Genomic DNA, 16819 nt, shown 5'->3' with positions numbered 1-16819 from the left:
ACGAAGAAGGCGGGCCTGCCCGAGCGGGCCGCGGTCATCTCGATCGCGACGAGCCTGCAGGAGTCGAAGTTGGAGAACCTGGGCCACCTGGGCGACATGAACGACCACGACTCGCTGGGCCTGTTCCAGCAGCGCCCGAGCTCGGGTTGGGGTACCCCGGAGCAGATCACCGACCCCGCCTACTCCACCACCGCGTTCCTCAAGGGCCTCAAGCAGGTCGACGGCTGGCAGGACATGCCCCTGACCCAGGCCGCACAGACCGTGCAGGTCTCCGCCTACCCCGACGCCTACGCCCAGTGGGAGCAGCAGGCCACCGACCTGGTCGGCCAGCACTGGAACAGCTGACCCACCACAGCACAGCACCACCGCAGGACACCGACCGCTGGCCGGCACCCCACAACTCGGGGTGCCGGCCAGCGGCGTACCCGGGTCTGACCGGTGTGACGGGCTGCGACGCGCTGCGCAGTGCACGTAACCACCCCGCCCAAGAACCGGATGCTCCGAGATCTTGGACAGTTTCCGTTCTCGCGAAACGGAAACTGTCCAAGATCTCGCCTCCGGCGAGGGTGCAGGCGGTTGGTTTCGGGTTGGTGGCGTCGCGGCCGCAGCAGGGCGACCCGCGCCGACGCCCGCTGATGGATCGGCTCGCCGGCGACCTCAGCGAGTGACCCCCGGCCGCCGGGATGGCTGACTCTGCGGCATCCGACGGGCGGTGTTGGTGGCGAGCGCCCCGGCGACCAGCGCGGTCAGCACCCCGATCAGTTGGATCGACTGTCCGGTCGCCACGTCGGCACCGTGCCGCCCGAGCAGGTTGTCCACCCCGGTCGGGCTGATCGCGAACCCGACGGCCACGAACAGACCCAGTAGCGCGCCCACCGCGGGCGACCAGCGCCACGGTGCGAACGCGACGAAGAGGGCGCCAGCCAACAGGATGATCATCCCGGGCGGTACGGCGACGGGAAACTCAACCCCGGCGGCCCACAGCACGCCGATGCCCGCGGCGCCGACGACGAGGCCGGCGATGGTGAACGTCCGTGCGGTAACAGTCATGGCTTCACCCTGTCCCGGTACCGTCCGGTCCGCGTCCGCCCGGTGACGTCATCGGGGGTACGGCAGTCGGCGTACTCCGGCGCGCGAGGAACGACCCCCGCTCAGCGGACGGTGACGGTGACCGTGTGCCAGCCGGTGGCGCCGTCCGGGGCGACGTCCTGCGTACGCTCGGTCTGGGTTTCGCCTGTCGCGTCCGTCGCGCGAACCTGGAGTCGGTGCTCGCCCGGCGTGGCGTCCCAGCGCCAGGACCACTGCACCCAGGTGTCCACCGACACGGCCGGGGCCAGCGCTGCCTGCTGCCAGGGGCCGCCGTCGACGCGTACCTCGACTCGGCTGATGCCCCGATGCTGCGCCCAGGCCACACCGGCGACCGTGACCGGGCCGGTGGTCAGCCGGTTACGCCCCCGGGGTGTGTCGATCCGCGACTGGGTCTTGATCGGGCCCTGGGCGGACCAGCCGCGCGGCACCCAGTACGCGTCGAAGTCGGCGAAACGGGTCAGCTCCAGCTCGGTCACCCATTTGCAGGCCGAGACGTACCCGTAGAGGCCGGGCACGACCATCCGGACCGGGAAGCCGTGCTCGACCGGCAGTGGCTCGCCGTTCATGCCGACCGCCAACAGCGCGTCCCGCCCGTCGCGCAAGGCGGCGGTGGGGGTGCCGCAGGTCCAGCCGTCGACCGACCGGCCGACGACCTGGTCGGCATCGGCGTCCGGCTCGACCTCGTCCAGCAGCTCCCGAAGGGGTACGCCGAGCCAGCGGGCGTTTCCGATCAGGTCCCCGCCCACCTCGTTGGAGACGCAGGCAAGCGTGACGTACCGCTCGACCAGCGGCCGAGCCAGCAGATCCGCGTAGCTGTAGGTGCGCTCGGTGCCGACCCGCCCGTGGATCCGCAGCCGCCAGGTGTCCGGGTCGACCTGGGGCACCACAAGCGCGGTGTCGATCCGGTAGAAACCGAAGTTCGGGGTGACGTACGGCGCGAGCTGCGTCAACGAGAGGTCCGCGCCCGCCGGTAGGGCCGGTGCGGGGGCGACCGGCGCGGGCAGGCGGATCGCGTCGCGGGCGGCGGACACCCCGCGCCGGCCGGCCAGCCAGCGCCCACCGAGACCGGCCACCACGGCGGTGCCGAGCAGCACTCCGCTGCCGGTGAGGAAGCGTCGCCGCGACTCCGGGTCGACCCCCGTAGCCCCCTCCGGCTCGTTCGCCGCCGCGGACCGCCCGCCCGGAGCCACCGGTACCGGCGCAGCGGGCGACACCGACCCACCAGGCGGCACCGACCCGGCCGGCGGCACGATCGGTGTGGGTGGTGACCAGGGCCAGGGGTCCAGCTCGAACGGGCCGGCGATGAACAGCCAGAGCACCAGGGCGCCGAGGCCGGCACCGACAAGTGACGGCAGCGCGTCAGCCGCGTCGGCACCGGAGCGGGTCAGGGCGGCGGCCACGCCGATGACACCGAACGCGGCGATGCCGGCGAGGCCCAGTGCCAGTCGGCGGACGGCCAGCACACCGAAGAGGGCGGCGAACGCTCCGAGCAGCAGGCCCGTGCCGACCAGCAGTGCGATCTTGTCGGCAGTGCCGAAGAGGTCGATGGCGAACTGTTTCAGCGACTCGGGGACGGCGTCGACGACCACCCCGCCGACCGCGACCAGGGGCGCCGACCGCGGGCCGGTCAACACGGCCACCGGTTCGGCGATTCCGATCGCGACGGCGGCGGCGGTGACCCCGGCCAGCGCGGCGTACCGCCGCGACGTGGTGCTCATCGGCCCAGTGTGCGCGATCATCTTGCCCGGTCGCCAACAACGTCAGCGTTCGGTAATGACCTACCGGCTCAACGAGCGAACCGGGGCACATCGCCGTACGGCGGTGTGCCCCGGTTCAACTACCGGATCAGAAGCCCGGGCCGTGCTGGTGGCCGTGCCCGTGACCGTGGCCGCCACCGGCGGCGGCCGGCTCGGCCTGCTCCGGCTTCTCCACCACGAGGCTCTCCGTGGTGAGCAGCAGGCCGGCGATCGAGGCGGCGTTGGTGACCGCGTTGCGGGTCACCTTCACCGGGTCGATGATGCCGGCCTTGACCAGGTCGACGTACTCGCCCTTGGCGGCGTCGAGGCCGTTGCCCCAGTCGAGGTCGGCGACCTTCTGCGTCACGACGTAACCGTCGTGACCGGCGTTCTGGGCGATCCAGCGCAGCGGCTCGACGAGCGCCTTGCGCACGACCGAGACACCGACCTTCTCGTCACCGGTGAAGCCCAGGTCGTCGTCGAGCACCGAGCGGATCTGCACCAGGGCGGCGCCGCCGCCGGGGACGGTGCCCTCCTCGACCGCGGCCTTGGTCGCCGCGATGGCGTCCTCGATGCGGTGCTTGCGCTCCTTCATCTCGACCTCGGTGGCCGCGCCAGCCTTGATGACGGCGATGCCACCGGAGAGCTTCGCCAGCCGCTCGGCCAGCTTCTCCCGGTCCCAGTCGGAGTCGGAGGCCTCGATCTCCTTGCGGATCTGGGAGACCCGGTCGGCGACGTCTGCCTTCTGGCCGCCACCGTCGACGATCGTGGTGTTCTCCTTGTCGACCACGATGCGCCGAGCGGTGCCGAGCACCTCCAGGCCAACCTGGTCGATCTTGTAGCCCAGCTCCGGGGCGACAAGCTCGGCGCCCGTGGAGATCGCGATGTCCTGGAGCATCGCCTTGCGCCGGTCACCGAAGCCCGGGGCCTTGACCGCGCACACCTTGAGGGTCTTGCGCAGCGAGTTGACCACCAGGGTGGAGAGCGCCTGGCCGTCCACGTCCTCGGCGATGATCAGCAGCGGCTTGCTGTTCTGCAGGACCTTCTCCAGCAGCGGCAGCAGCTCCTCGATCGCCGAGATCTTCTGGGTGGTGACCAGGATGTACGCGTCCTCGAGGACGGACTCCTGACCCTCCAGGTCGGTGACGAAGTTCGGCGAGATGAAGCCCTTGTCGAACTGGAGACCCTCGGTCACGTCCAGCTCGGTGGTGAGCATGGAGCCTTCCTCGACGGTGATGACACCGTCGCGGCCGACCCGCTCCATCGCCTCGGCGATGAGATCACCGATCGTGGCGTCCTGCGCGGAGATCGTCGCCACGTTCGCGATCGACTCCTTGCTGGTGACCTCCGCGGCACGGCCGAGCAGCGCCTCGGAGACCTTGGTGGCCGCCGCGTCGATGCCCCGCTTGAGGCCGGCCGGGTTGGTCCCGGCGGTCACGTTGCGCAGGCCCTCGCGAACCATGGCCTGGGCCAGCACGGTCGCGGTGGTGGTGCCGTCACCGGCGACGTCGTTGGTCTTGGTCGCCACCTCCTTGACCAGCTGCGCGCCAAGGTTCTCGTACGGGTTGGTGAGCTCGATCTCCTTGGCGATGGTCACACCATCGTTGGTGATCGTCGGCGCACCGAATTTCTTGTCCAGGACGACGTTGCGCCCGCGCGGGCCGAGGGTGACCTTGACCGCGTCCGCGAGGGCGTTGACACCGTGCTCCAGCAGGTGTCGGGCGTCGTCCGAGAAGCTCAGGATCTTCGCCATTAATGTCCCTTCGAAGCGCCACTGCCCCGGCCCGGCGAGCCGGACCGGGGCAATGGAACTGATCGGTTGCTTACTTCTCGATGACCGCGAGGACGTCGCGGGCGGAGAGCACCAGGTACTCCTCGCCGGCGTACTTGACCTCGGTGCCGCCGTACTTCGAGTAAAGGACGGTGTCGCCGACCTGCACGTCAACCGGAACCCGGTTGCCGTTGTCGTCGACGCGCCCCGGGCCCACAGCGAGGACGGTGCCCTCCTGCGGCTTCTCCTTGGCGGTGTCGGGGATCACGATGCCCGACGCCGTGGTGGTCTCAGCCTCGTTCGCCTGGACCACGATGCGGTCCTCGAGCGGCTTGATCGCAACCTTGGTCGCGGTAGTCACGGGCATACCCTCCTGGGGTACTGGTTTCGTTGCTGGCCGGCGGGGCCAACCAGCGTCAATCTGCCTCATGCCACCGGGCGGGACCGTCGTCGCGGGTGCCGGTCCGCCTGGCGTGCGCACCCGGGTCGCGAGACCCGGAAGCTGGCACCCTCAGGGTGAGAGTGCTAATCGCAGGTTATTCCGTGGCTAGCACTCCGTCAAGGAGAGTGCCAGCGAGTCGCGCCCCGCCAGCCCGGATTTCCGGGTCCACCCGGACAATGACCGGGTGGATCTCGATCAGCTGGCGGCGCTGCGTACCCCCGAGGGGTCGGCCGCGCTCGCGACGGCGGCCGGTCTGGCCGGCGGTGATCCGCTGGTCGCGGCGTCGGCGCTGCGCGCGGCCGGGGTGCCGCCGACGCTGGCCGCGGCGGCGCTCACCCAGGCCGAGCTGCGGCACCGGGCGGCCGGCAAGTTCGGCCCGGTCGCCGCCGGGATGTTCCTCACCCGCCCCGGCCTGGAGCAGGCCACCCGCCGGGTGGTCGCCGACCGTCGAGCCGTCCGGCTGTCCGCGGCCGGCGTGCGCACCCTGGCCGACCTCGGGTGCGGCCTCGGCGCGGACGCGCTGGCCGCCGCCCGTGCCGGCATCCGGGTGTACGGGGTGGAGGCCGACCCGGTGACCGCGGCGATGGCCGCCGCCAACGCCACGGCGGCCGGGCTGGCCGAGCTGTTCACCGTCGAGTGCGGGGATGCCACCGCGTTCGACGTCTCCCGGGTCGACGGGGTCTTCTGCGACCCGGCCCGCCGCAGCAGCGGCACCGGGCGACGAATCTTCGACCCGCGCGCCTTCTCGCCGCCGTGGGACTTCGTCACCGGGCTGGCCGAGCGGGTGCCGCGCACGGTGGTGAAGGTGGCACCGGGCCTGGACCACGCGCTCATCCCGGCGGGTGCGGAGGCGGAGTGGGTCGGTGTGGACGGCGACCTGGTCGAGGCCGCGCTCTGGTGCGGGGAGTTGGCGGAGGTGCCCCGCCGCGCCACGCTCTACCGCCAGGAGGGCGCCGAGACCCGCCGCCACCAGCTCACCGGCTCGGGTGCCGACGAGGCGCCGGTCGGGCCGCCCCGGCGCTACCTGTACGACCCGGACGCGGCGGTCATCCGCGCGCACCTCGTCGCCGAACTGGCCGCCCAACTGGACGCCAACCTGGGTGACCCGAGCATCGCCTACCTCTACGCGGACCAGCCGACCCGCACCCCGTACGCGCGCTGCCTGGAGATCACCGACGTGCTGCCGTTCTCGCTCAAGCGACTGCGGACGCTGCTGCGCGAGCGCCGGGTGGGCCGGGTGGAGATCCTCAAGCGGGGTTCCGCGCTCACCCCGGAGCAGCTGCGCCGGGATTTGCGGCTGGCCGGCGACGCGGCGGCGAGCCTGGTGCTCACCCGGGTCGCCGGCGCACCGACAGTGCTGATCGGTCGGCCGGTCGACTAGCGTCGCGGGTGTGGCAGGACAGGGCACCCCGGCGACGGCACTGTTGGTCAGGCACGGAGTCGCGCACCGCACGCACCCCTACCGGGTGTCGCCGGACGCCCCGAACTACGGCGCGCTGGTGGCGGTGGCGCTCGGCGTGGCACCGGAGCGCGTCTTCAAGTCGTTGGTGACCGAGGTCGACGGCGCGCTCACCGTGGCGGTCGTGCCGGTCACCGGCGAGCTGGATCTCAAGGCGCTCGCGGCGGCGGTCGGCGGCAAGCGGGCGGCGCTGGCCGACCGGGCGGTCGCCGAGCGGGCCACCGGCTACGTACGCGGGGGGATCAGCCCGCTCGGGCAGCGCAGGCGACTGCCCACAGTGCTTGACGAATCCGCGCTGGATCTTCCGACGATCTACGTCTCGGCTGGTCGGCGCGGTCTGCAACTCGAACTGGCCGCGACGGCTCTGGTGGCGCTGACCGACGCCCGCACCGCGCCGTTGCAGACCCGCTGACACCCTTCGTTACGTCGACTACGCCGTGGGATACCCACGGAGTAACAGTCGCGTTGCTGAATTGTTATCGCTGCCAACAAACTAGGCACCGGAGCGGTCTTGTGGAGCCGGTGTGACGCGCAATACGTTGCCGGACACAACAAAAACAACACCTCCCCCACCCCCGAAAGGACCCTGCACATGCGTAAGGGGATCCTCACCATCGCCGCCGTGGGCCTGCTGACAACCGGCGGGTTGACCGCCTGCAGCGACGACTCCGGCGGCGACAAGGCCGGCTCGACCAAGACTCCCAAGATCGGCGTGATCCTTCCGGACAGCAAGTCCTCCCCCCGCTGGGAGACGGCCGACCGCCGCTTCCTGGAAGAGGCGTTCAAGACTGCCGGCGTCCAATACGACATCCAGAACGCCCAGAACGACAAGACCGCCTTCCAGACGATCGCCGAACAGATGATCACCAGCGGCGTCACCGCCCTGATGATCGTCAACCTGGACTCCGGCACCGGCAAGGCCGTGCTCGACAAGGCCAAGTCGCAGGGCGTCGCCACCATCGACTACGACCGGCTCACCCTCGGCGGCTCCGCCCAGTACTACGTCAGCTTCGACAACGAGACCGTCGGCAAGCTCCAGGGCGAGGGTCTGGCGAAGTGCCTGACCGAGAAGGGCGCCAAGAACCCGGTCGTGGCGTACCTCAACGGCTCCCCCACCGACAACAACGCCACCCTGTTCAAGTCCGGCTACGACTCGGTGCTCAAGCCGAAGTTCGACGCCAAGGAATACACCAAGGGCCCGGACGACGCCGTGCCGGGCTGGGACGGCCCCACCGCCGCGACCATCTTCGAGCAGCAGCTCACCGCGGCCAAGGGCAAGATCGACGGCGTGCTGGCCGCCAACGACACTCTCGGCAACGCCGCCATCTCGATCCTCAAGAAGAACAAGCTCAACGGCAAGGTGCCGGTGACCGGGCAGGACGCCAGCGTCGAGGGTCTGCAGAACATCCTCGCCGGTGACCAGTGCATGACCGTCTACAAGGCCGTCCGGGAAGAGGCCAAGGCGGCCTCCGAGCTGGCCATCACCCTGGCCAAGGGCGAGAAGAAGGACACCGGCCAGACGGTGAAGGACCCGGAGGGTGGCCGGGACGTCCCCTCGGTGCTGCTCACCCCGAAGGCCATCTACAAGGACAACGTCAAGGACGTCGTCGCCGACGGCTACGCGACCAAGGAGCAGGTCTGCACCGCGGCGTACGCCAAGTTCTGCACCGAAGCCGGCATCAGCTGACGGACGTCGCAGTACCCGCCGGGACGACAATCGCCGCCCGGCACGGGAGCACCCTCCCGTGCCGGGCGGCGCCCGCCGGACGGGCCCCGACCCTCCCTTGAGAAGGAGACCCCCGTGTCCGCGACCCCTTTGCTGGAACTCCGCGGGATCGACAAGAGCTTCGGTCCCGTCCAGGTGCTCCGCGACGTCGCCCTGAGCGTCCACCCGGGCGAAGTGACCGCACTGGTCGGCGACAACGGCGCCGGCAAGTCGACCCTGGTGAAGTGCATCAGCGGCATCCACCCCACCGACGCCGGCGAGATCCTGTTCAACGGTGAACCGGTGCACATCGGCAGCCCCCGGGACGCCGCCACGCTCGGCATCGAGGTCGTCTACCAGGACCTCGCGCTCTGCGACAACCTGGACATCGTGCAGAACATGTTCCTCGGCCGGGAGAAGCACAGCGGCATCGTCCTGGACGAGCCGAGCATGGAACAGCTCGCCGCCGAGACGCTGGCCGGGCTCTCCATCCGCACCGTCACCTCGCTGCGTCAGCACGTGTCCAGCCTCTCCGGCGGTCAGCGCCAGACCGTGGCCATCGCCAAGGCGGTGCTGTGGAACAGCAAGCTCGTCATCCTGGACGAGCCGACCGCGGCGCTCGGCGTGGCACAGACCGCCCAGGTTCTCGAACTGGTCCGCCGCCTCGCCGACAACGGCCTGGCCGTGGTGCTCATCTCGCACAACATGAACGACGTCTTCGCCGTCTCCGACCGGATCGCCGCGCTGTACCTCGGCCAGATGGTCGCCCAGGTGAAGACCACCGACATCACGCATGCCCAGGTGGTCGAGCTGATCACCGCCGGGCGCTCCGGCGGGCTCGGCCTCGCCACCGACCCGGGCAGCAACGGCGACGGCCCGCAGCCGGCCGACTCGATCTCAGGAGGCGCCCGATGACCACCACCGCCGTGCGGAAGGACGGCCCCGCGGCCGTCACACCGGCGCCGACCGTCGGGGGCCACGTCCGCAACTACTTCAGCCGGGTACGCGGCGGCGACGTCGGCGCGCTCCCGGCCGTACTCGGCCTGATCGTGCTCTGCACGGTCTTCGCGATCATGCGGCCGTCGTCGTTCCTGTCGGCCGGTAACTTCGCCAACCTCTTCACCCAGGGCGCGGCGGTCACGCTGATCGCGATGGGCCTGGTCTTCGTGCTGCTGCTCGGCGAGATCGACCTCTCCGCCGGCTTCGCCAGCGGTGTCTGCGCGGCGGTGCTGGCCAATGTGGTCACCGTGCTCGGCTATCCCTGGTGGGTCGCCGTGCTCGCCGCGATCGTCACCGGTGTGGTCATCGGCACCACGCTCGGGTTGCTGGTCGCGAAGATCGGCATTCCGTCCTTCGTGGTCACTCTCGCCGGCTTCCTCGCCTTCCAGGGCGTCGTGTTGCTGCTCGTGCAGGAGGGCACCAACATCTCCGTCCGTGACGAGGTGCTGGTCGCCATCGCCAACCGCAACCTCGCCCCCGTCCTGGGCTGGGCGCTGACCGCTGTCGCCGTCGTCGGCTACGCGGCGGTGCAACTGCTGCGCCACCGCAACCGGTCGGCCCGCGGTCTGATCACCGACCCGATCGCGGTGGTGGCGCTGCGGATCGGCGGGCTCGCCGTCATCCTCGGCACCGCGGTGTACGTGCTCAACCTGGAGCGCAGCCGCAACGTCCTCATCGTCTCGCTCAAGGGCGTGCCGATCGTGGTGCCGATCATCGCGGTGCTGCTGGTCATCTGGACCTTCGTGCTCCAACGCACCAGCTACGGCCGGCACATCTACGCCGTGGGTGGCAACCGGGAAGCGGCCCGCCGCGCCGGCATCGGCGTCGACCGGATCCGGATCTCCGTCTTCGTGATCTGCTCGTCCATGGCCGCCATCGGTGGCATCGTGGCGGCCAGCCGGGCCAACTCGGTCGACCCGAACACCGGTGGCAGTAACGTACTGCTCTACGCGGTCGGCGCGGCGGTGATCGGCGGCACCAGCCTCTTCGGCGGCAAGGGCCGCGTCCTCGACGCCGTCCTCGGCGGCGCGGTGGTCGCGGTCATCGAAAACGGAATGGGCCTGATGGGTTACAGCGCGGGAGTCAAGTACGTGGTAACTGGCATTGTGCTGCTGCTCGCCGCCAGCGTCGACGCACTCTCCCGCCGCCGCGCGGCAGCCACCGGCACCCGCTAGCCGCGCGGGAGGTAGCACCAGGATGCGCCCAGGACCGAGCCAGGATCACGTCCGACGGCAGAACCTCGGGGCCCTGCTGAGGCACGTGCACGTCCACGGGGCGACGACACGCGCCGAACTGACCACCACGCTGGGCCTCAACCGCAGCACCATCGGCGCGCTCACCGCCGACCTGTCCGCGGTGGGTCTGGTCAGCGAGGGTGCACCGAAGGAGACCGGCCGGGCCGGCCGACCGTCACTGGTCGTCCGGCCCGAGTCGGCCCGGGTCTACGCGTACGCGTACTCCGTCGAGGTGGACCGGTTGCGCGCGGCCCGGATCGGGCTGGGTGGCGCGGTCCTGGACCGCCGCGACCTGGACCGACCGCGCGGCCTACAGGCCGCAGAGGCCGCGCCGCTGCTGGCCGGCGCGCTCAAGGAGATGCAGCAGACGGTGCCGCACGACGCGATCTGTGTCGGCGCCGGCGTCGCGGTCTGCGGCATCGTCCGCCGCGACGACGGCCTGGTGCGGCTCGGCCCCACCACCGGCTGGGTGGACGAGCCGATCGGCGCGACCCTCGCCGCCGAACTGGGCATCGGGGTGCCGGTCACGGTGGGCAACGTGGCGGACGTCGCCGCGTTCGCCGAGCACGCACGGGGTGTGGCGGCCGGCTGCGACAACGTCATCTATCTGTACGGCGACGTCGGCGTGGGTGCCGGCATCATCGCCGGCGGGCGTCGACTGACCGGGCACGGTGGGTACGGTGGCGAGGTCGGCCACATGAAGGTGGTCGTCGACGGGCGACCCTGCCAGTGTGGTTCCCGGGGCTGCTGGGAGACCGAGATCGGCGAGCACGGCCTGCTCCGCGCCGCCGGACGCGCCGACGCCCGAGGTCCCGACGCGCTGCTGGCCGTCTTCGACGCCGCCGACCGGGGCGACGCCCGCGCCCAGACCGCGGTCCGCCAGGCCGGTGACTGGCTCGGCTTCGGATTGGCCAACCTGGTGAACGTCTTCAACCCGGAAATGGTCATCTTCGGCGGCACCATGCGCCACCTCTACCTCGCCTCGGCGGCCCAGGTCCGCAGCCGGCTCAACTCCAACGCGCTCGCCGCCTGCCTGGAGCACGTCCGGCTGCGTACGCCGAAGTTGGGCGAGGACGCACCCCTGCTCGGGGCCGCCGAGTTGGCCTTCGAACGGCTCCTCGCCGACCCCCTCGATGTGGGCTGATCCGCGTACGCTGTCCGGCGTGGATGTCGAGCTGCGCGCTTCCGACGACGACCGCAACCGGGTGGTCGCCGAGCTGCACCGGCACACCGCGGCGGGCCGGCTGACCCTCGACGAGTTCTCCGATCGGGCCGGTGCGGTGTGGACCGCCCGCACCCTCGGCGACCTGGCCGCGCTGACCCGCGACCTGCCACCCCTGCCCGCCCCGGCCGGCAGTGCCGACCCCGTCGAGCACGGGCGTCGGGAGCTGCTGATGCTCTTCGCCGCCGCCGCGCTCACTCTGCTGCTGCTCGGCGGCTTCCTCGCCGTCACCCGCTGATCGGCGCGACCCGTTTCCCGCTGATCGGCGTCGCCCTTGAGATGAACTGATCGCGCGATCGGTCCGTACCAGTGGGCGGACGGGCAGTCGGCAGGGTGTGACTGCCCGGTCCAGACGCGTTTCGGTCCGGACCGAGGAGGCCCCACAGACATGGCACCGCGCAGATCCGCCCACCACCGACTGGGCAACCGGACCCATCGAGCGGCGCTGCTGCTCATCGCGATCATCGCGGCGGTCGGTGTCCTGCCCGGCGTGGCCGTCGCCGCACCGGCCGGCGGTCAGCAGCTCAACGCCGCCGACATGACGCTGCTCAACGGGGTCCGGTTGGCCGGGCTGTGGGAGATGCCAGCCGGCCAGATGGCCGCCGAGAAGGGACAGTCGGCCAAGGTCCGGGAGATCGGCGCGGGCATCGCCAGCGAGCACCAGCGGCTCGACCAGCTCACCGTGGACGCGGCGAACAAGTTGGGCGCGAGCATCCCCAGCGAGCCGACGGCCGAGCAGAAGGGCTGGCTGGCCGAGATGCAGAAGGCCTCCGGCGCCCGGTTCGACCAGATCTTCGTCACCCGGCTCCGGGTCGCCCACGGCAAGATCTTCCCGGTGATCGGCGCGGTCCGCGCCAGCACCCGGGACGCCACCGTCCGCAAGCTCTGCGAGGACGCCAACACGTTCGTCCAGCACCACATGCAGATGCTGGAGAGCACCGGGCTGGTCCGCTGGCCGGAACTGCCGCCGGCCGCGCTGCCCGCCCCCGGCGAGGACGGATTGTTGGCCGCCGCCGCCGCGAACTCCGGCCCACAGGTCGGGGTCAGCAGCACCGTCGTCTGGCTGGTCTTCCTCGCCGCGCTGGGCACCGGCGGAATCGCCACGTACCGGATGCTGCGCCGCAGCTGACCGTCCCTCGTTGGTGGCTCGCGTCAGCGGTCGACCTGGGTGAAGTCCCAGGAGTGCGGGGCGCGGGCCACCAGCAGGGCGGGCGGATCGGGCAGCGGACGCGGGTTGCTGCGCCACTTGGAGATGACCACCACGCGATGATCCGTGGAGGAGAAGACCTCGCTGGAGACGTGCAGTGGGTCGTGCTCCAACTCGGGCAGGGCGGTGTCGCACACCCAGGTGATCAGGTCGGCGACGCCGTACGCCTCGGCGCGTGCCTCCCACATCCGCACGATCATGTCCGCCGCTCCCGTCACACGCTGACCGTGGTCAGCGGCAGTGCCGAATCGGCCGGCAGATCCAGCCGGCTGGGCGCGACCCCGGCGGCGACCAGGTGTGACCCGAGCGCCGCCACCATCGCCCCGTTGTCGGTGCACAGCTTCGGCCGGGGCACCCGCACCCGGATGCCGTACTTCTCGGCCCGTTGCTCGGCCATCGCCCGCAGCCGCGAATTCGCCGCCACTCCCCCGCCGATCACCAGGGTGTCGATGCCCTGCGCCCGGCAGGCGGCGAGCGCCTTGCTGGTCAGCACGTCACAGACCGCCTCCTGGAAGGACGCGGCCACGTCGGCCACCGGCACCGGCTCGCCGGCCCGCTGACGCGCCTCGACCCACCGGGCCACCGCCGTCTTCAGCCCGGAGAACGAAAAGTCGTACCGGTGGGCGGCGAGGTCCTTCGCGGCGGTCAGCCCGCGCGGGAAGGCGATCGAGGCGGCGTCGCCGGCGCGGGCCTCCCGGTCGATCGGCGGCCCGCCCGGGAACGGCAGCCCCAGCAGTCGGGCGACCTTGTCGAACGCCTCGCCGGCCGCGTCGTCGATGGTGGCGCCCAGCGGGGTGACTCCCCGGGCCAGGTCGTCGACGAGCAGGAGGGACGAGTGCCCGCCGGACACCAGCAGGGCGATGGCGGGTTCGGGCAGCGGGCCGTGTTCGAGGGTGTCCACCGCGACGTGGGCGGCGAGGTGGTTCACGCCGTACACGGGCTTCTCGGCGGCGAGCGCGTACCCCTTCGCGGCGGCGACGCCGACCAGCAGCGCGCCGGCCAGCCCGGGCCCGGAGGTGACCGCGATGGCGTCGATGTCGGCCAGGGTGATGCCGGCCTCGGTCAGGGCCCGGTCCATGGTCGGCACGATGGCCTCCAGGTGTGCCCGGCTGGCCACCTCGGGCACCACGCCCCCGAAGCGGGCGTGCTCCTCGACGCTGGACGCGAGCGCGTCGGCCAGCAGGGTGTGCCCCCGCACGATGCCGACACCGGTCTCGTCGCAGGAGGTCTCGATACCCAGGATCAGCGGTTCGTCAGCCATGGTCGTGTGGTCCGTCCCCGGTCGGCTCGGCGTCGCGCCGCATGACCAGCGCGTCGGTGTTGCTCGGTTGGTAGTAGCCGCGCCGCACCCCGACCGGCTCGAACCCGTACGTCGCGTAGAGCCGCTGGGCCGCGGCGTTGTCCACGGCGACCTCCAACAGGGTGCTGCGGGCGTCGCGCCGGGCCGCCTCGGCGAGCAGTTCCTCCAGCAGGACGCGGCCCACGCCGCGCCGCTGCACGTCCCGGCGGACGGCGATGTTCTGCACCCACACCTCGCCCGGCGGAACACCGGCGAGCCCGGCGTAACCGAGCACCGAGCCGTCCGCGTCGACGGCGACCCGGTAGTGGTGTCCGTTGGCCAGCTCGTTCCAGAACATGGCCGGCGACCACTGCTCGGCGCCGAAGAGGTCGGCCTCGATCGGCAGCACGTCGTCGATGTGCCACCAGCGGAACGGTTCGAGTCGTACCCCGGTCATGGCAGGACCGGCTTGCGGCCGGTCGCCGCCACGGCGTCCGGACGGCGCAGGTAGAGCGGGGTGAGTCGCTCGCCGGGCGCGCCGGCCCGAATCCGCTCGGCGGCCAGCAGCGCCAGCACCGTGGCGTCCGGGTACCGCGGCTCGACCCGGACCGGCAGGTCCAGGGTCTCGGCGTACCGGTGCGCGCCGTCGCCGACCGCGATCGTCGCGCCCAACTCCCGGGCGCGCGCGGCGGCCACCGCCGGCGTCGACACCTCGGGGCCGACGATCCGCTGGCCGGCACCGTCGTAGACGGCCCAGTACAGCTCCTTGCGCCGGGCGTCGCTGGCGGCCAACACCGGCTCACCGGACGCCGCCGGGTAGCCGATCCCGTCCAGCGAGCAGACGCCGTACGTGGGGATGCCGAGCACCTGACCCATCGTCGCGGCCGTGACCAGGCCGACCCGTAGCCCGGTGAACGGACCCGGGCCCAGCCCGGCGACGATGGCGTTCAGGTCACGTGGGCGCGCGTCGGCGTCGGCGAGAACCGCGTCCACCTGAGGGGCGAGCAGTTCGCCGTGCGCGCGGGCATCGACCGTGCACCGGTGCGCCCGGGACACCACAGCGTCCGCCGAGACCTCCACCAACGCCGCGGTCACCGCAGGGGTCGAGCTGTCCACCACGAGTACGAGCACGGTAAGCCAGCCTAGCCGCCCCGCCCTGCGCCCCGGTCACGCCCCGCCCCGCCCCGCCCCGGACATGACGTCGCCGGTCCGGGCGGCGAACCAACGGTGAGCGGTGGCGCCGCAGCTTCCAATTGAGCGTGATGCCGGTGGGTCATCAAGATGACTCAGAGGCATCGCGCTCATCGCCATAGGTCTTCCCGGCCGGGACCCGCTCGGGCAGCAGGTGACGCTGGCCGGTGTGCCGCCGCCGTCCGCCGCCGGCTCACACACCGGGCGTTCGCGGTGCGACTGGGGCGCAAGTCCCCGATCTGCCGCAATGGGATCGCGGACATCTCACGCCTGGCCCACCATGCTGGGATGTCATCCACTCGCCTTGTCACCCTTCTCGGCGCCGCCGTGCGGCACCAACGACACCTGCGCGACCTGAGCCAGCGCCAGTTGGCCGCGCTGGCCGAGGTCAGCCAGGCCGCGGTGGCCAGGATCGAACGTGGCGAGCGAGCGCCGACCATCCCGGTGTTGGAGCGGTTACTTGCCGCCATGGACGTGCAGTTGGTCGTTGGGGTTGAGCCGCTGGACGCACACCTGGACGCTCGGATCGACGACCTGGCCGCCCGGCCGATCGTCGAGCGGATCGACGCGCTTGGCCTGGACGAGCTACTGAGCCGGCGAGGTGCGCCACGGTGAGCGGAGTTACCAGGTCGTGCCGCTTGTCGAGCTGGAGCTGACCGAGCCGCGCGCCGCCGAACTGTTGCGCCGTTACCGGGCCCGGCAGCAGGCCAGCGGAAGCTGAGCGGCGGAGGTCAGCCGGCGGTGCGCTCCCAGTCGATGGTGGGCAGGCCGGCGTCGGCGAGTGCCTTGTTGGCGGCGCTGAACGGGCGGCTGCCGAGGAAGCCGCGCGGGTTCATCGGGCTGGGGTGGCCGGCCTCCAGCACCACGTGCTGCGGGTTGGTGACCAGGGCCGCCTTCTTGCGGGCGTAGCCACCCCAGAGCAGGAAGACCACCCGATCCGCGGACGCGTCAAGTGCCCGGATTGTCGCGTCGGTGAACTCCTCCCAGCCGGCGTTGGCGTGCGAGCCCGGGGTGGCCTGGCGCACGGTCAGCACCGCGTTGAGCAGCAGCACGCCCTGCGCGGCCCAACCGTCGAGGTTGCCGCTGCGCGGCTTGGGAACGCCGACGTCCTCGCCCAACTCCTTGAAGACGTTGCGCAACGACGGCGGCACCGACACACCGTCGCGGACGCTGAAGCTCAACCCGTGTGCCTGCCCGGCCCGGTGGTAAGGGTCCTGACCGAGGATCAGCACCCGGGTGCTCCGCGGCGGGCACAGCCGGTAGGCCGAGAACAGGTCCTCCAGGGGCGGGAAGACGGTCTGCGTCGCGTATTCCCGGGCGACGAACTCGCCGAGCGCGGTGGTGCGGGCGGCGTCCAGGTGGGGGGCGAGCGCGGCACGCCACTGCTCCGGCAGCAGGGCCAACAGGTCAAGGGCGGGGGCGTCGTCGGGCATCAGGAACCTCTCACAGCGCGGGTCGGTCCCCCGCACTCTAGGCATCGGGTA

General features: G+C 71.5%; 18 protein-coding genes and 1 pseudogene. 10 read left to right on the top strand and 9 right to left on the bottom strand.

Going from position 1 to position 16819, the window contains the following annotated elements:
* Positions 1 to 345, top strand: a pseudogene (locus tag AB0B57_RS32900) (hypothetical protein); the annotation flags it as partial.
* 312 nt (positions 346 to 657) lie between these two features.
* Here the strand turns inward: AB0B57_RS32900 and AB0B57_RS32895 are convergent.
* The 4 genes from AB0B57_RS32895 to groES all read right to left on the bottom strand — a co-directional run bounded on the left by AB0B57_RS32895 (position 658) and on the right by groES (position 4963).
* On the bottom strand, positions 658 to 1050 hold the full coding sequence (locus AB0B57_RS32895; RefSeq protein ID WP_357078870.1) for a hypothetical protein: 393 nt from the start codon (positions 1048 to 1050) through the stop codon (positions 658 to 660).
* 101 nt (positions 1051 to 1151) lie between these two features.
* Positions 1152 to 2807, bottom strand: a complete 1656-nt coding sequence (locus tag AB0B57_RS32890; RefSeq protein WP_357078867.1) for a molybdopterin-dependent oxidoreductase — start codon at positions 2805 to 2807, stop codon at positions 1152 to 1154.
* A 127-nt stretch (positions 2808 to 2934) separates the two neighbouring features.
* On the bottom strand, positions 2935 to 4578 hold the full coding sequence (gene groL / locus AB0B57_RS32885) for a chaperonin GroEL (protein WP_357078864.1): 1644 nt from the start codon (positions 4576 to 4578) through the stop codon (positions 2935 to 2937).
* Positions 4579 to 4648: 70 nt separating this feature from the next.
* A complete protein-coding gene (gene groES, locus AB0B57_RS32880) occupies positions 4649 to 4963 on the bottom strand; it encodes a co-chaperone GroES (RefSeq protein ID WP_030330046.1) in 315 nt (104 codons plus the stop codon).
* A gap of 259 nt (positions 4964 to 5222) precedes the next feature.
* Here groES and AB0B57_RS32875 point away from each other — a divergent pair, with 259 nt between their 5' ends.
* The 8 genes from AB0B57_RS32875 (at position 5223) to AB0B57_RS32840 (ending at position 12787) form a co-directional block, all read left to right on the top strand.
* Entirely contained in the window at positions 5223 to 6419 is a 1197-nt protein-coding gene (locus AB0B57_RS32875; RefSeq protein ID WP_357078861.1) for a methyltransferase domain-containing protein, read from the top strand.
* 10 nt (positions 6420 to 6429) lie between these two features.
* Positions 6430 to 6909: a Cys-tRNA(Pro) deacylase gene (gene ybaK, locus AB0B57_RS32870; RefSeq protein ID WP_357078858.1), complete on the top strand. Its 480-nt coding sequence runs from the start codon at positions 6430 to 6432 to the stop codon at positions 6907 to 6909.
* Positions 6910 to 7089: 180 nt separating this feature from the next.
* Positions 7090 to 8184, top strand: coding sequence for a substrate-binding domain-containing protein (locus AB0B57_RS32865; protein WP_357078854.1), 1095 nt, complete (start codon positions 7090 to 7092; stop codon positions 8182 to 8184).
* A gap of 114 nt (positions 8185 to 8298) precedes the next feature.
* The gene (locus tag AB0B57_RS32860; protein ID WP_357078851.1) at positions 8299 to 9117 is read left to right on the top strand and encodes an ATP-binding cassette domain-containing protein; all 819 of its coding nucleotides are present in this window, start codon (positions 8299 to 8301) and stop codon (positions 9115 to 9117) included.
* Positions 9114 to 10376, top strand: coding sequence for an ABC transporter permease (locus AB0B57_RS32855; protein WP_357078848.1), 1263 nt, complete (start codon positions 9114 to 9116; stop codon positions 10374 to 10376). Before AB0B57_RS32860 ends, AB0B57_RS32855 begins: the two co-directional genes overlap by 4 nt.
* A 22-nt stretch (positions 10377 to 10398) precedes the next feature.
* Positions 10399 to 11580: an ROK family protein gene (locus AB0B57_RS32850; protein ID WP_357078845.1), complete on the top strand. Its 1182-nt coding sequence runs from the start codon at positions 10399 to 10401 to the stop codon at positions 11578 to 11580.
* A gap of 19 nt (positions 11581 to 11599) precedes the next feature.
* Complete coding sequence (locus AB0B57_RS32845; protein WP_357078842.1) at positions 11600 to 11896, top strand: DUF1707 domain-containing protein; 297 nt, start codon at positions 11600 to 11602, stop codon at positions 11894 to 11896.
* A 150-nt stretch (positions 11897 to 12046) separates the two neighbouring features.
* Positions 12047 to 12787, top strand: coding sequence for a DUF4142 domain-containing protein (locus AB0B57_RS32840; RefSeq protein WP_357078839.1), 741 nt, complete (start codon positions 12047 to 12049; stop codon positions 12785 to 12787).
* Between the two features lie 23 nt (positions 12788 to 12810).
* Here the strand turns inward: AB0B57_RS32840 and AB0B57_RS32835 are convergent, their stop codons facing one another.
* From AB0B57_RS32835 to tsaB, 4 genes are read right to left on the bottom strand one after another with little or no spacing between them, the layout of a single operon-like run.
* The gene (locus tag AB0B57_RS32835) at positions 12811 to 13065 is read right to left on the bottom strand and encodes a hypothetical protein (RefSeq protein WP_053660576.1); all 255 of its coding nucleotides are present in this window, start codon (positions 13063 to 13065) and stop codon (positions 12811 to 12813) included.
* A 14-nt stretch (positions 13066 to 13079) separates the two neighbouring features.
* Positions 13080 to 14126, bottom strand: a complete 1047-nt coding sequence (gene tsaD / locus AB0B57_RS32830) for a tRNA (adenosine(37)-N6)-threonylcarbamoyltransferase complex transferase subunit TsaD (RefSeq protein ID WP_357078836.1) — start codon at positions 14124 to 14126, stop codon at positions 13080 to 13082.
* Positions 14119 to 14601: a ribosomal protein S18-alanine N-acetyltransferase gene (rimI, locus tag AB0B57_RS32825; protein ID WP_357078833.1), complete on the bottom strand. Its 483-nt coding sequence runs from the start codon at positions 14599 to 14601 to the stop codon at positions 14119 to 14121. The genes tsaD and rimI overlap by 8 nt, the downstream gene beginning before the upstream one ends.
* Positions 14598 to 15275, bottom strand: a complete 678-nt coding sequence (tsaB, locus tag AB0B57_RS32820) for a tRNA (adenosine(37)-N6)-threonylcarbamoyltransferase complex dimerization subunit type 1 TsaB (protein WP_357078830.1) — start codon at positions 15273 to 15275, stop codon at positions 14598 to 14600. The genes rimI and tsaB overlap by 4 nt, the downstream gene beginning before the upstream one ends.
* A 348-nt stretch (positions 15276 to 15623) precedes the next feature.
* Between tsaB and AB0B57_RS32815 the strand changes: the two genes are divergently transcribed.
* Positions 15624 to 15950 carry a helix-turn-helix transcriptional regulator gene (locus AB0B57_RS32815; RefSeq protein WP_357078827.1) on the top strand — a complete coding sequence of 109 codons (327 nt, stop codon included), beginning with the start codon at positions 15624 to 15626 and terminating at the stop codon, positions 15948 to 15950.
* 116 nt (positions 15951 to 16066) lie between these two features.
* Here the strand turns inward: AB0B57_RS32815 and ung are convergent, their stop codons facing one another.
* Positions 16067 to 16768: a uracil-DNA glycosylase gene (ung, locus tag AB0B57_RS32810; protein ID WP_357078824.1), complete on the bottom strand. Its 702-nt coding sequence runs from the start codon at positions 16766 to 16768 to the stop codon at positions 16067 to 16069.
* Positions 16769 to 16819 lie beyond the last annotated feature (51 nt).

The sequence above is a fragment of the Micromonospora sp. NPDC049101 genome (genome assembly GCF_040648675.1).
Classification (GTDB): Bacteria; Actinomycetota; Actinomycetes; order Mycobacteriales; family Micromonosporaceae; genus Micromonospora.
This window is presented reverse-complemented; position numbering and strand designations above follow the sequence as displayed.

What these genes read in the sequence shown, in the direction of transcription:
- AB0B57_RS32895 (WP_357078870.1), bottom strand. Translation starts at nt 1,050, where the DNA reads ATGACTGTTACCGCACGGACGTTCACCATCGCCGGCCTCGTCGTCGGC.
- AB0B57_RS32890 (WP_357078867.1), bottom strand. Translation starts at nt 2,807, where the DNA reads ATGAGCACCACGTCGCGGCGGTACGCCGCGCTGGCCGGGGTCACCGCC.
- groL (WP_357078864.1), bottom strand. Translation starts at nt 4,578, where the DNA reads ATGGCGAAGATCCTGAGCTTCTCGGACGACGCCCGACACCTGCTGGAG.
- groES (WP_030330046.1), bottom strand. Translation starts at nt 4,963, where the DNA reads ATGCCCGTGACTACCGCGACCAAGGTTGCGATCAAGCCGCTCGAGGAC.
- AB0B57_RS32865 (WP_357078854.1), top strand. Translation starts at nt 7,090, where the DNA reads ATGCGTAAGGGGATCCTCACCATCGCCGCCGTGGGCCTGCTGACAACC.
- AB0B57_RS32855 (WP_357078848.1), top strand. Translation starts at nt 9,114, where the DNA reads ATGACCACCACCGCCGTGCGGAAGGACGGCCCCGCGGCCGTCACACCG.
- AB0B57_RS32850 (WP_357078845.1), top strand. Translation starts at nt 10,399, where the DNA reads ATGCGCCCAGGACCGAGCCAGGATCACGTCCGACGGCAGAACCTCGGG.
- AB0B57_RS32840 (WP_357078839.1), top strand. Translation starts at nt 12,047, where the DNA reads ATGGCACCGCGCAGATCCGCCCACCACCGACTGGGCAACCGGACCCAT.
- AB0B57_RS32835 (WP_053660576.1), bottom strand. Translation starts at nt 13,065, where the DNA reads ATGATCGTGCGGATGTGGGAGGCACGCGCCGAGGCGTACGGCGTCGCC.
- tsaD (WP_357078836.1), bottom strand. Translation starts at nt 14,126, where the DNA reads ATGGCTGACGAACCGCTGATCCTGGGTATCGAGACCTCCTGCGACGAG.
- rimI (WP_357078833.1), bottom strand. Translation starts at nt 14,601, where the DNA reads ATGACCGGGGTACGACTCGAACCGTTCCGCTGGTGGCACATCGACGAC.
- AB0B57_RS32815 (WP_357078827.1), top strand. Translation starts at nt 15,624, where the DNA reads ATGTCATCCACTCGCCTTGTCACCCTTCTCGGCGCCGCCGTGCGGCAC.
- ung (WP_357078824.1), bottom strand. Translation starts at nt 16,768, where the DNA reads ATGCCCGACGACGCCCCCGCCCTTGACCTGTTGGCCCTGCTGCCGGAG.